Source organism: Lentzea sp. NPDC092896 (genome assembly GCF_044754905.1).
Lineage (GTDB): Bacteria > Actinomycetota > Actinomycetes > Mycobacteriales > Pseudonocardiaceae > Lentzea.
Map to the genome: position 1 here is coordinate 561,489 of NZ_JBIVPX010000003.1, position 12,633 is coordinate 574,121.

The window sequence follows — 12,633 nt, forward strand, 5'->3', positions numbered from 1 at the left end:
GCGAACCTTGGTGGCACGGCTGGCGCTGAACCCGGGAGAGACGGTGCCGAGGAGCGCGCTCGTGGACGCGCTCTGGTCGGGCGAGGCACCGGCGTCCGCCACGAAGACCCTGCACAGCCTGCTCGCCCGGCTGCGCGGCCAGATCCGCGACGCCGGACTCGGCGAGTTGATCACCACCCGCGAGCCGGGTTACGTGCTGAACGCGCCTGCGGACACCGTTGATGCCGCACGGTTCGAGGCACTCGTCGCAGCAGCACGGCACAGCGACGAACCGTTGCAGTCCGCGAAGATGCTGCGCGAGGCCCTGGCGTTGTGGAGCGGCGACCCGCTCGCGGACTGCCGGCCGGGCGAGTGGACCCGGCAGGAGTCCGCGCGGCTCACCGACCTGCGGATGGACGCGACCGAGGACCTGATGGAGGCGTCGCTGGCGCTCGGCGAGCACGCCGCGGTGGCGCCGCTGGTCAACTCGCTGGTCGACCAGCACCCGTTCCGCGAACGGCTGTGGGAACAGCTGATGATCGCGCTTTACCGGTGTGGGCGGCAGGCCGAGTCGCTGGCCGCGTTCCAACGGGCGCGCGGTGCCCTGGTCGACGAACTCGGGATCGAGCCCGGCCCGCGGCTGCGCGACCTCGAGCAGGCGGTGCTGACCGCCGATCCACGCCTCGACCTGCCCGAACGGACGCCGGTCCCGGTGCGCGGCAACCTTCCGGCCGACCGGTCGAGCTTCGTGGACCGCCCGGAGACGGAGCACGTCGCCGACCTGATCAGGAAACACCGGCTGGTCACGCTGATCGGCGTCGGCGGGGTGGGCAAGACGCGGCTCGCGGTGCACGTGGCGCGGGCCGAGCAGCCACCGGACGGCGTGTGGCTGGTGGAGCTGGCGGCGTTGCGCGACCGCGCCCTGGTCCCCCACACCGTCGCCGAGGCGCTGGGCGTGGTCGACCAGACCGGGCGCGGGCAGCTGAGCGTGCTCACGGAGTTCCTGGCCCGCAAGGACGCGTTGCTGGTACTGGACAACTGCGAGCACGTCGTGGACCACTGTGCGGTCCTCGTGGACACGTTGCTGCGTGTGGCTCCGAACCTCCGTGTCATCGCCACGTCCCGTCGCGCGCTACGGGTCTACGGCGAGCAGGTGTTGTCCGTGGCGCCGTTGTCCGTGCCCTACCCGGCGGCGACGTTGTTCGCCCAACGCGCCGATGCGGCGATTCCCGGCTCGTTCGTCATCACGCGCGCGAACGAGCAGGCCGTCACGGACCTGTGCAAACGGCTCGACGGCATCCCGCTGGCGATCGAGATGGCGGCGTTGCGGGTGCGCGCGCTGACGCCGGCGCAGCTGCTGGAACGGCTGGACGACAGGTTCCGGGTGCTGACCGACGGCGGGCGCACCGCGTTGCCACAGCACCAAACGCTGCTCGCGACGATGGAGTGGAGCTTCGACCTCTGCTCACCGCGCGAACAACTGCTGTGGGCGCGGGCGTCGGTCTTCGCCGGCAGCTTCGACCTTGCCGCAGCCGAGGCGGTGTGCTCGGACGAGTCGCTGACCGCGGACTTCATGTTCGACGCGGTCGACGGGCTGGTCGACAAGTCCGTGTTGCAGCGCGAAGAACACGCGGGCGTGGCGCGCTATCGGTTGCTGGAGACCATGCGCCAGTTCGGGCAAACGCGGTTGCGCGCGAGCGATGAAGAGCCACGGCTGAAGGCGCGCCATCGTGACTGGTACGCAGGCATTGCCCTGCAAGGAGAACGGGCCTGGTTCACGCCGCGGCAGGCCGCGACCGTGGGAGCGATGACGGCCGAACGCGGCAACCTGCGGGCGGCGTTGGAGCACTCCCTGACCACACCGGGAGAGGCCGACTCGGGGCTGCGGCTGGCGGCGACGCTGTGGTTCTACTGGGTCGGCTGCGGGCGGTTCGCCGAGGGACGGCACTGGCTGAACTGGGCCTTGTCGCTCGAGACCCAGCCGTCGCGGGCGCGCTGCAAGGCGTTGTGGGTCACCGGATACCTGGCGACGTTGCAGGGCAACACCTCCGCCGTGCCGGCGTTGCTGGAGCAGTGCCGTGCCGAGGCCGCGTTGCTGGAAGACGAGGACGCCGACGTCTACGCGACCTATGTGCAGGGGGCCGCAGCGGTGTTCGACGACGATCTGCCGTTGGGGGCGACGTTGCTGGCCGAGGCCGACCGCCGGCACGCCGCGCTCGGGCACATGGACAGCAACGTGGTCATGGCTCGGGTGGCGTTGGCGATCACCGTGGCGTTCGGCGGCGAACTCGACCGTGCGGCGGAGATCTGCACCAAGGCACGGGACGTGTGCGAGGAGAACGGTGAGCTGTGGGCGCGCGCGTTCGCGTTGTACGTCCTGGCTTTCGTCGCGATGGGACGAGGTGACGTCGCCGAGGCCCGTGAGCTGGCTACTACCGCGCTGCGCATCAAGGAGAAGTTCAACGACCTGCTGGGCATCGCGGTGTCAGTGGAGCTGCTGGCGTTGATCTCGGTGGTCACCGGGTCCGCGTCGCACGCCGCATTGCTGCTGGGCGGCGCGGACAGGGTCTGGCAGTCAGTCGGCTTGCCGTTGTTCGGATCCGCGAACTTCGCCGCATCGCACGACCAATGCGTGGCGTTGTGCCGGCAGGCGCTGGGACCGGAGTCGTACGAAGAACACTTCTCGCGCGGTGCGGCGATGACCGTGACCTCGGTGGTTGCGGCCGCGCAGTCGTGATGCAGGTTCCGCGCAACCGCTCGTGAGCAGGCTGTCCGGATGAGGACCAGCGTGCGCATGCCAGACGCGGGAACCGTCGAGGAAGTGCTGAAACTCGCCGCCAGGGCGCCGTCGTTCGGCATCGTTCCGCCGTGGCGATGGCGAACCGGCAACGAGTGCCTTGAGCTCGTGACGACACGCAAGGACCAGACGGCGTTGCTCGCGTGCGGTGCCGTGCTGCACCACGTGCGGGTCGCGTTGTCGGCGATGGGCTGGGACTGTCATGTGCTGCGGACTCCTCAGCCGGACGGCCAAGTCGCGTCGGTGCACCCGCGCTGGGAGCTCGACCCGTTCTCGTGCGAGGTGGCCTCGGCGGCCGCGATCTCGTTGCGCAGGGCCGATCCGCGGCCCTACACGGCCGACGAGGTGCCGGACTCGGCGCTGACGTGGCTGCTGCACGCGGCCCGCGCGGAGAACTGCGACATCGAACTGGTCGCGCGGCGCAACGGTGTCCTGCTGCGGATGCTCGGGAACGACTGGCTGAGCGTCGGCGAGGCCGTGAGCGGTGTGCTGCTGGCGTCGACGGTGTGGGGCCTGGCATCGCAGGTGCTGCTGCACGAGGGCGAGGTGCTCGTCCGCGTGGGCTGGCAGTCGCCCAATGCCGAACCGTTGCCTCAGTCAGCCCGCTAGGGCGTCCTTTTGCGTGGACCATGGGTGCGTGGACCGGGACAACACGCTCGCGCACCTGAGCGAAGACGACTGGCGCAGACCCGACTCGTCGTCGACCCAGCTCTACCGCGACCTCTGTGCGTTGCGCGACCTGCCGGTGGGACAGCTGACGCCGACGTCGTTGCACCTGCTCGTGACGCATCAGGTGGGCCTGGACGTGACCGCGCTGCTGGCGCTGGAACACGTCGAGTGCGACCCGCTGCGATCGGTCGCCCTGTACCCCGGTGACCTGCTCGCGGCTCTACTGAGAGTAGACCACTCCTTCTGGGCTGATCACCCTGCGTTACTGGCCAGGATGTCGGGAATCCTTGATCGTCTTCGCACGCTGCCGGACGGCGACTGGCACCTCCTGGTGTCCGCGGCCGAGCAGTTCCCCGGTTAGGCGCGCGTTAGGCGACTCTTTGCCGGGGCCTGAGTTCCTTGCAACATGGCAAAGACTCTCGCGGCCGCCGGCCTCACGCTGGCCTCCCTCGCCGCCACCGCTGTGCTCTTCTCCCCCGTGGCCTCCGCGGAGACCTGCAAGGCTTCCTACTACTCCGGCGGTGGCACGACGGCCAGCGGCGAGCGCTTCGACCCCAACAAGCTCACCGCCGCGCACAAGACGCTTCCGTTCGGCACGCGCGTGAAGGTGAAGAACCGGTCCAACGGCAAGACGGTGACCGTGCGGATCAACGACCGCGGCCCGTTCATCACCGGCCGATGCGTCGACCTCACCCCGAAGGCCTTCAAGACGATCGCGACCCTGTCACAGGGCGTAGTCGGCGTGACGGTCACCAAGGTTTGATTGAACCGAAAACAACCGGTTCGCTTGACCCAATCGAGTGAACGGGATAGGCAATCGGGGTGTTGGCGGCGATGAGTGGGCCTGGTCGGCTCGCAACCGGGGCTCTCCTAGGCGTTGTCGTCGCCGCGTTTTACGTGCTCGCACCGCTTGTCGGATCGCTCGCGTCGGGCGATCCGGCAGGGCCGGGAAGCGACAAACCGGCCCGTGTGTCGCTGATCAACACGCCATCTCTGATCCCGACGGAGTCCGAGAGTCCGTCACAGACAGTGGCGTCCAGCTCGTCGTCAGCGCCGTCTTCTTCTTCCAAGACAACGACTACGACGACAACCACGACCACCACAACGGTGACGACGACAACGACCACCAAGGCGCCGCCGCCCGTCACCACGACGACCACCCGGCCGCCCACGACAACGACGACCACCAAGCAGTGTGGACTGATCTTCTGCTGATCAGACGGTCGCGCGCCGCTCGTAGATCGCGTCGAACCGGCTCGTGTCGCTGAGCCCGTGCTTGAGCAGCCGCGCGGCGTCCACGAGGTTCTTGTCCTCCCGCGCCATCGGTTCGCTGACGTGGTCAAGACACGCACCGACCAACTCGTCATGGCTGGGCAACGCGAGTTCCGGGTAAAGCTCGTCGATGCGCGCAGCGAACCTCGCACGCAGGTAAGCGATTTCCTTCGGCGTGTACACACCCTTCGCGACGCCGTGGTCCCACATCCAGAAGGCGACCTCGACGAACACCGCTCGTTCCCGCACTTCGTCATGCGAAGCCACGCGTCCCGCCAAAAGCCTTGCGCAATAACGCCACCACGACCGGAAGTCCTCCACCGGCCGGTCAGCCCAACGGATCCGTTCCTCCACCGACATCGAGGCAAGCGCTTTCACCTGCTGCCACACCACCCGGTGGTCACCGCCGAACGAGATCGTCAGATCCTGCCCGAACGCCGTGAAGATCTTCCGCACGCTGCCGGGCGTGAACTCGGCATCCACCCCCACGTGAACCGTGACCTGAGCCTCCGGCTGCCAGTACGACTGATGCCCGAACTCCACCCCGCCGACCGCGACCAGCTCGACCCCACGCCGCCCCAGCTCGGCCGCGAGCTCGTCGAACATCACCACCCCACCGAACCGCCCGTACGCAGCGGCCACGGCGTCATCCAGCCACTCATCGCCGTACCCCAGCCGATGCGCCTGCACGGCAAGATGCTCGCCCTGCCAGCCCAGCTCACGTTCCCGCCAGTACCAGCCGACCTCGACCAGCCCGTACGACCGCCAGTACGTGCGCCCGCCGCGGTTCTCCCCGCCGAGCCCGCCCATGACCTCGGCCGCGACGTCCGGACCCAGGTTCGCGTCGAGGCCGAGGACGGTGCCGGTCTGCACGACGTCGGCGAAGAAGCGGGTCCTGGCACTCATCCGCCCGATCCTGCCAGGAAGGCAGCAGGGGTATGCCGTGCCACAAATCCTTGCCGCTCACCGCGCATCGACGTACAGTATCTTGTACGTCGAAAGGAGGGTGCCAGTGAAGACCATGAGCTACTCCGAGTCTCGCGCGAAGTACGCCGAGACGCTCGACTCCGTGGTCAACGACCGCGAAGAGGTCGTGATCACCCGCGCTGGGCACGAGCCTGTCGTGATCGTGTCGCTTGACGACTACCAGTCGCTCAAGGAGACCGCCTACCTGCTTCGCAGCCCGGAGAACGCGCGACGCCTGATCACGTCCATCGAGCGACTGGAGTCCGGCGGCGGATCACAGCACGAACTCGCTGAATGAAGCTGATCTGGGACGAGCTTTCCTGGAACGACTACCTCTGGTGGCAGACCGAGGACCGCAAGGTCCTCAAACGGATCAACGACCTGCTCAAGGACGTCCAGCGGAACGGCAACGAGGGCATCGGCAAGCCTGAGCCCCTCAAACACGGCTTCCAGGGCTACTGGTCGCGCCGCATCACCGACGAGCACCGACTGGTCTACAAGGTCGCGGGCGATGAGATCAGGATCGCCGCATGTCGTTACCACTACGGCAGGTAGTGCAAGAGCGGCTGATCTGCTCCGGGCAGGGGCGGATCAGCCGCTCTTTCGCGTTGGGGAGCGGCGGCCGGGTAACGCGTCCGCAGCGGTCACCGACTGAACCGTCGGGCGACCGAACAGGGCCATGACCTGCATCGCAGGAACGCGGCACCGGTGATGTGAGTTAGCACATGAATCCATCTTGTTCGGACACCAGACGATGTGTTGATCAGCGAGAATCGCTGAAACGAGGTTTCTGGGGAGTTCCGTCATGTCCGCTCGCGCCCGCCGTGCCGCGCCTGTCGTGGCCGTGCTCGCGCTCCTCGCCGCCGTCAGCGGGGTGACGTGGGCGGTGTGGGGAGACGGATCGCGGTTCGAGAAGACGATGCAGGCCGCCGATCCGACGCCGCGGCTGCCCTACCTCGTGGACACCAACGTGCTGGTCAAGCTGAGCGGTCAGGTCGTGTTCGACCGGGACGGGCCGGTGGAGAGGTTCGCGCGCGGCAACGTGCTGACGCCGGCCGAGATGGAGATCGTCGAAGAAGGTGGCGTGGCGGAGGTCGAGGCGACGATCACGCTGGACGAAGGCGTCACGCTCGGGCTGTGGCGATTCGGCGTTCAGCACGGTGACTCGCCGTGGGGGTTGTTCGGCGCGCTTGACGGTCTTTACGCCGCGGGCCAGCACGAACTGGTGAAGACCTCGCATCCCGACGTGTTGCTCCGCCGGAGCGGGAACACCTTTCACGCGCATTACGTGCGCGGTCAGGACGTGCTGCGGATCGAGGGGTACGGCGAGAACGGGGACGCGGTCACCGCACGGGTCATGAGCCTGCTGGACCGGCAGATCGAGCGGTCACCGGCGGACGAGCAGCCGATATGACCATGACCGCACCCCAGCGCACGACGATCGCGCCTGCGGTCACGTTGTTGCAGGCAGGCGCGGGTCTGCTGGCCGTCTACGCCTACCTGATCGGCCAGCACTTCGACCTCGCCGTCATCCGCGCCGTGCTCAACCGGCCGCTCGGGCTCGGCGAGGACTTCGGGCCGCTCGCGCTTCTCGTGCTGCTGGCGACCACCGGCTACACCGCGACGTTCGACCGGTCCCCGCTGGCCGTCCGGCTGCGGCGGACCTACCTGCCGGCCGGCATCGCGGTCGGACTCGCCGCCGTCCTGGTCACGTTCGGAGTGCCGATCTGGACCTCACCGGACACCGCCGGCACGTCGCTGCTGGCTTTCGCAGGCAATCTTTCGCTGGTCAGCCAGCTCGTCACGGGCGCACCGCTGCTCGTGCCGCTCGCCTGGGTGGTGCTGCTCCAGCTGGTCGGTGTCGCAACGGCGGAACTCACGCGCCGCTTCGGCGTCGTCGTCCCGATCGCCCAGATCATCGTCGTCACGGTCGTGGTGGCGGTCGCACCGACGAGCAGGGCGGCCCTGGTCCTGGTCTTCTACCCGCTCGTCGTCGTCGGTCAGGTCATCGCGCTGCACAGCCGGCGGGTGATCCCCACGTGGATCGCGTCCGGCACCGCGATGCTCTGCGCGATTCCGGTGCTGGGGCTGAACAACACGAACGAGGATTTCGCGCAGTGGTGGTACCCGGTGGCCTCGCTGATCGCCGCGCTGCTCGTCGCGGTGGCCGTCGTGGTCAGCGGTGAGACCGCACGACGGCTCGCCGGACATGTGGCCGTGCGTTGGCTCGCCGACCACGCGATCTGGCTCGTGTTGCTGGCCGGCGTGATCGGCTACCCGCTTCTGGGTGGTGCGCCGTGATGAACAAGCCCGGGTACATGCACGGCCTGGACTTCATGCGCGTCCTGCTGAGCGTCGTCGTGATCTACAACCACTACGCGGGGTGGATGCAGGTCGGCAACGAACCCTGGGGTGCCAGTGAGGCCGTCGACGGCGTGCTGATCGGCCCGCTGCACCTGAACCCGAACCTGGGCTTCGTCGGTGTCAGCGTGTTCATGCTGATCAGCGGCCTGGTCGTCACGCAGGTCTCGTTCCGGGAGACCACCGGTCAGTTCCTGGGCGCCCGCGCCGCCAGGCTGCTGCCCTCCCTGTGGATCGCCACCCTGCTCGCCTGGGCGTTCGCGTCCTGGCAGTGGGTGAACATCAACCGGATCCCCGACTTCGACGACCTGTTCTGGAACCTCCTGCTGGTCCAGTACGCCGTCCCGGAGACCGCGCAGGTGCTCGCCGTCGTGTGGACCCTCATCGTCCAGGTGGTGTTCTACCTCTTCGTCGCCGCCACGATCCCGCTGCTCAGGCGGTGGCCGTGGTTGCCGCCCGCCCTGTCGGTGGCGCTGGTGTCGGTGCTGCTGTCCATCACCCCTCCGGACAACGCCGCGCCGAGCACCGCGGTGCGGATGATCGCGACCTTCCTGCCGGTGCTGTTCATCGGCCAGTTGATCTCGCTGGTGCGACTGGGCAAGCTGCCCGCCGGCGCCGGTGTCGCGTTCGGAACGCTGCACTTCCTGCTCTTCGTCCAGGCGGACCTGACCAGCAAGGTGTGGCCGAACGGGCAGGCGTTCCCGCGCACGCTGCTGATCGTCGTGCTGATCATGCTGCTGGCGATCCGCGCGGACGGGAAGCTCGTCCGGTCACCGGTGGTCGCGGCGATCGCGAAGCGGACCTACGCGGTCTACCTCGTGCACATCCCGATCAGCTTCGCGCTTTTCCACGTGATCACACCTGCTGTGGGATCGTGGCTGGCGGTCGCATTCGCTTTGCTCTGTGTGGCAGTCGCGTCGGAATTGCTGTACCGGTTCGTGGAGGATCCGGTGGCGCGGTGGTACCGCCGCCGGACGAAGGCACGCACGGCCAAGCCCGAACTCGTGGGGAACTGGGGAACATGAACGCGGTCGCTTGCACGATCACCAGGGAGAGCGGTCTGCCGCTGGCGACGGTGCTCGCCAAGTCGTACCTGGAGCACCACCCCGGTAGCCGGTTCGTCATCGCCGTGCTCGACGCCGAACCCGGTGCCCGCTCGGAGGACGGCATCACGGTGCTGGGTCCCGGTGCGATCGGGGTACCGGAGGACGACTACTTCGGGCTGGCCACGGCCTATCCGCCCGAGCAGCTCGCCGAGGCGTTGAAGCCGTTGCTGTTGCGGGAGCTTCTCCTCGAGGCCGATGTCGCCGTGCACCTCACGTCGTCGAGTTTCGTGCTGGCGCCGATGGGCGATCTGCTCGGTGGCGAGCACGCGCTCGTGGTGTCGCCGCACTTCCATCAGCCGTTCGACGACGTGAAGTCCGACGAGGGGCGGCTGGTCGGCACGGGGGTGTTCGACCCCGGGTTCGTCGTGGTCTCGCAGGGTGCGGTGGAGTTCCTGGACAGCTGGGCCGAGGCGGTGCGGACCTTCCACGCCATCGACCTCGGGCGGGGCGTTTGGGCTGATCAGGCGTGGTTCGACCAGGCCGTGAGCCAGCGTGCGCATCACGTCGCCCGCAAGACGATCGGCGTGTGGAACGCCTTCGAGCGGGAGGTCGCCGGCGCTCAGGTGATCGACTTCCTCGGGTTCGACGCGACCAGGCCGTGGTTGCTGAGCACGTACCTCAACGCGCGTCCTCGCACGTTGCTCTCCGCGCAGCCCGGACTGGCGCCGGTGGTCGCGCGGTACGCGGCGGCGTTGACCGAGGCCGGGTACATCGCGCCGGAGGACGTGGCGCCGTCGTGGCTCAGTGAGCTCTCCGACGGCACGGCGATCACGCCGCTGGTGCGCGCGATCTACCGGCAGGCCGCGGTCGAGGAGGACGAGGAGGTGCCGCACGCGTTCAGCGGCAAGGCCTTCCGCGCGTGGCTCACCGAACCCGAGCTCGGCACGCTGAACCGGTGGGCCGCCGCGATCTGGCGCGATCGGGCGGACCTGCGCGGGTACTACAACGACTCGGCGAACCCCGGCTACCTGGACTGGTTGCGGGCGTTCGGGGTGCCGGGCGGCGACCTGCCGTCCTGGGCGATCCCGACGCCGCCCCCGCCGATCGCCCCCGCGGTGGACGAGTTCGGGGTCAACCTCCTCGGACACCTCACCGCGGTGCTCGGCGTCGGCGAGCTGGGGCGGTCGCTGCACGACGCGCTCGCGGCGGCGAACGTGCCCACGGCGTCCGTGATCGAGGACGAGTTCGTGGTCAACGAACTGGGCATCGACGCACCCGAAGACGTCAGCAGGCCGCGGTTCCCGGTCAGCGTCCTTTGCGTGAACGCCGACCTCACGCAGGCGGTGCTGCACGCGCATCCCGAGGTCGCCGAGGGACGGCACAAGATCGGCGTGTGGTCGTGGGAGCTCGACGAGTTCCCCGAGGCGATGCACGCGTACGGCAGCGTCGACGAGATCTGGACGATCAGCGAGTTCTGCCGCGAGGCGATCGCCGCGCACACCGACAAGCCGGTGAAGGTGTTCCCCATTCCGGTCAGGAGCAGGGAGGCGGCCGCGAAGAAACCCGGCGGGCGCACCAGGTTCCTCTTCGCGATGGACTTCAACAGCGTCTTCCAGCGCAAGAACCCGTTGGGCACCATCGAGGCCTTCCGGCGCGCCTTCCCCGGCCGCGACGACGTCGAGCTGGTGCTGAAGGTGATCAACGGCAAGCAGCACGTCCCCGCCGCCGAACGGCTGCGGGCCGCCGTCGCCGAGGACGAGCGGATCACGTTGGTCGAGAAGTACCTGACGGCGCAGGAACTGCACGACCTCTACGCCGGTAGCGACTGCTACGTGTCGCTGCACCGCTCGGAGGGCTTCGGCTTCACGGTCGCCGAGGCGATGTCCATGGGCATCCCGGTGATCAGCACCGACTACTCGGGCACCACCGAGTTCCTGGACCCGGTGAACTGCTGGCCGGTGCCGTACGAGATCGTTGAGGTAGGGCCGGACGCCGCGCCGTATCCATCCGACGCGCACTGGGCCGAACCGGATCTCGACGCGGCCGCGCAGGCGATGCGCGAGGTCGCGGACGATCCCGCACGAGCAGCCGAACGCGGGCTGGCCGCGCGGGAACATCTGCGGCGCACGCGCGGCACCGAAGCCGCCGCGGAGTGGATCCGGGACCAGGTCGGGGAAGCGCTGCGGACCTGGCGGGAGCGCTCTCAACCGGCCGCGCCCGCCGCACCGGAGCCGGATCCGGCAGGGGCACAAGGCGTGACGCCAGTTCTGCGCAAGGCGATACTGCGAGTGGTCAGTCAGGTAGAGCGGTATAGGGCATCCGGCCCAAAGGTCCGGTAGGCCGGATCACGACTTGGCGGTTGGCCGGTCAGCTCTCAGGCACGACATGCACAATGGCCGGGTTCGTACTTGGAGAAAGGGGCTGTCAGCGTGAACTGGCAGGACGAACTGCGCAAGCTGGACGACGAGCTTGCGAGCGGCCGGATCTCGGCTGACGACTACCGGGTTCGCCGCGACCAGGTGCTGTCCTCCAGCAACACGAGCGGCCAGCAAGCGTCCGGGCAGCAGCCGCGCTGGCAGGCCCAGCCGCCGGCGGCGGGTCCGTCGACCGGTTCCCAGGCGACGCAGTACATCACCCCGGTCGGTGGCGGCGAGCCGCCGAAGCCGAACCCGGACGCGACCCAGGTCGTGACGCCGCGGCCGGCCGACGCGGACCGCACCCAGGTCGTGCCCGGCGGTGGCATGCCCACGCCGAACTACGGCCCGCCCTCACCGGCGCACGGCTTCCAGCAGCCTGGTCCTCCCCCGCCGTGGCAGGCCAGCGACCAGACGCCGCCGTGGGTGACGCCGTCGAACGACAGCTGGATGCGCTCCGGTCCCGAGGTGTTCGACGAGAGTTCGTCGGGCAAGGGCAAGAAGATCTTCGCGATCATCGGCGCGATCCTCGTGGTGGCGCTGATCGGTGGTTCGATCTGGTGGTTCGGCCTGCGCGGCGGTTCCGGTGGCACCGAGAACACGACGGCCGGCGGCACGACGACCACTTCGTCGAGCGCCAAGCCGAAGACCGCACTCGAACTGCTGCCCGCCGCGCCCGGCACGGCGGACCCGAACAACGGTGACGCGACGGCCGACAAGCTCGTCACGGCAGGCTTCCTGACCGCTGAGGAAGCCGAGGCGCTGACCGCCGCGGGCGTGCAGAAGATCGCGTTCAAGGGCGGCAAGGAAGAGGCGTTCGTCTACCACGCCGAGGTCTTCGAGGCCGACTCCGCGGAGAAGGCGACGAAGCTCGCCGCCGATCTCGCGGACGCGGCGGGCAAGACCGGCATGGTCGAGGGCGCGCGTGGCCTGCTGCCCGCGAAGTCCAAGGTGCTCCAGCTGATCAAGCAGAAGCAGAACGGCACGTACCAGATGGTGTACGCGTCCGGGAAGCAGGTCGTGCGCGCCACGACCGTCCAGGAGCCCATCGGTGACAGCGACGCCGACCTGATCAAGAAGTTCCAGGACTACGGCTTCGCGGTGTCGAAGAAGTTCCCGATCGCCTGAC

General features: G+C 68.6%; 13 protein-coding genes. 11 read left to right on the forward strand and 2 right to left on the reverse strand.

Annotation, left to right across the window (positions count from 1 at the left end; translation table 11 throughout):
- The first annotated feature begins 10 nt into the window (after positions 1–10).
- From ACIQF0_RS18465 to ACIQF0_RS18480, 4 genes are read left to right on the forward strand one after another with little or no spacing between them, the layout of a single operon-like run.
- Positions 11–2,716 carry a BTAD domain-containing putative transcriptional regulator gene (locus ACIQF0_RS18465; RefSeq protein ID WP_401031464.1) on the forward strand — a complete coding sequence of 902 codons (2,706 nt, stop codon included), beginning with the start codon at positions 11–13 and terminating at the stop codon, positions 2,714–2,716.
- 39 nt (positions 2,717–2,755) lie between these two features.
- Positions 2,756–3,385: a hypothetical protein gene (locus ACIQF0_RS18470; RefSeq protein WP_401030786.1), complete on the forward strand. Its 630-nt coding sequence runs from the start codon at positions 2,756–2,758 to the stop codon at positions 3,383–3,385.
- Positions 3,386–3,413: 28 nt separating this feature from the next.
- Positions 3,414–3,806 carry a contact-dependent growth inhibition system immunity protein gene (locus ACIQF0_RS18475; protein ID WP_401030788.1) on the forward strand — a complete coding sequence of 131 codons (393 nt, stop codon included), beginning with the start codon at positions 3,414–3,416 and terminating at the stop codon, positions 3,804–3,806.
- Between the two features lie 45 nt (positions 3,807–3,851).
- Positions 3,852–4,208, forward strand: coding sequence for a septal ring lytic transglycosylase RlpA family protein (locus tag ACIQF0_RS18480; RefSeq protein WP_360047124.1), 357 nt, complete (start codon positions 3,852–3,854; stop codon positions 4,206–4,208).
- A gap of 130 nt (positions 4,209–4,338) precedes the next feature.
- Here ACIQF0_RS18480 and ACIQF0_RS18485 read toward each other — a convergent pair whose 3' ends face one another.
- Together ACIQF0_RS18485 and ACIQF0_RS18490 are read right to left on the reverse strand one after the other, a co-directional pair.
- Positions 4,339–4,632 (reverse strand): hypothetical protein, encoded by a 294-nt coding sequence (locus ACIQF0_RS18485; RefSeq protein ID WP_360047123.1) that lies wholly within the window; start codon positions 4,630–4,632, stop codon positions 4,339–4,341.
- Between the two features lie 28 nt (positions 4,633–4,660).
- On the reverse strand, positions 4,661–5,623 hold the full coding sequence (locus ACIQF0_RS18490) for a hypothetical protein (RefSeq protein ID WP_401030790.1): 963 nt from the start codon (positions 5,621–5,623) through the stop codon (positions 4,661–4,663).
- A gap of 115 nt (positions 5,624–5,738) precedes the next feature.
- Here ACIQF0_RS18490 and ACIQF0_RS18495 point away from each other — a divergent pair, with 115 nt between their 5' ends.
- From ACIQF0_RS18495 to ACIQF0_RS18525, 7 genes are all read left to right on the forward strand, one after another.
- On the forward strand, positions 5,739–5,981 hold the full coding sequence (locus ACIQF0_RS18495) for a type II toxin-antitoxin system prevent-host-death family antitoxin (protein ID WP_360047121.1): 243 nt from the start codon (positions 5,739–5,741) through the stop codon (positions 5,979–5,981).
- On the forward strand, positions 5,978–6,238 hold the full coding sequence (locus tag ACIQF0_RS18500; RefSeq protein WP_401030792.1) for a Txe/YoeB family addiction module toxin: 261 nt from the start codon (positions 5,978–5,980) through the stop codon (positions 6,236–6,238). The genes ACIQF0_RS18495 and ACIQF0_RS18500 overlap by 4 nt, the downstream gene beginning before the upstream one ends.
- A 250-nt stretch (positions 6,239–6,488) precedes the next feature.
- The gene (locus ACIQF0_RS18505; RefSeq protein ID WP_360047119.1) at positions 6,489–7,097 is read left to right on the forward strand and encodes a hypothetical protein; all 609 of its coding nucleotides are present in this window, start codon (positions 6,489–6,491) and stop codon (positions 7,095–7,097) included.
- Between the two features lie 2 nt (positions 7,098–7,099).
- A complete protein-coding gene (locus ACIQF0_RS18510) occupies positions 7,100–7,984 on the forward strand; it encodes a hypothetical protein (protein WP_401030795.1) in 885 nt (294 codons plus the stop codon).
- A complete protein-coding gene (locus ACIQF0_RS18515; RefSeq protein ID WP_401030796.1) occupies positions 7,984–9,069 on the forward strand; it encodes an acyltransferase family protein in 1,086 nt (361 codons plus the stop codon). Before ACIQF0_RS18510 ends, ACIQF0_RS18515 begins: the two co-directional genes overlap by 1 nt.
- The gene (locus ACIQF0_RS18520) at positions 9,066–11,429 is read left to right on the forward strand and encodes a glycosyltransferase (RefSeq protein ID WP_401030798.1); all 2,364 of its coding nucleotides are present in this window, start codon (positions 9,066–9,068) and stop codon (positions 11,427–11,429) included. Before ACIQF0_RS18515 ends, ACIQF0_RS18520 begins: the two co-directional genes overlap by 4 nt.
- 90 nt (positions 11,430–11,519) lie before the next feature.
- A complete protein-coding gene (locus ACIQF0_RS18525; protein ID WP_401030800.1) occupies positions 11,520–12,632 on the forward strand; it encodes a hypothetical protein in 1,113 nt (370 codons plus the stop codon).
- The last annotated feature ends 1 nt before the right edge of the window (position 12,633 follow it).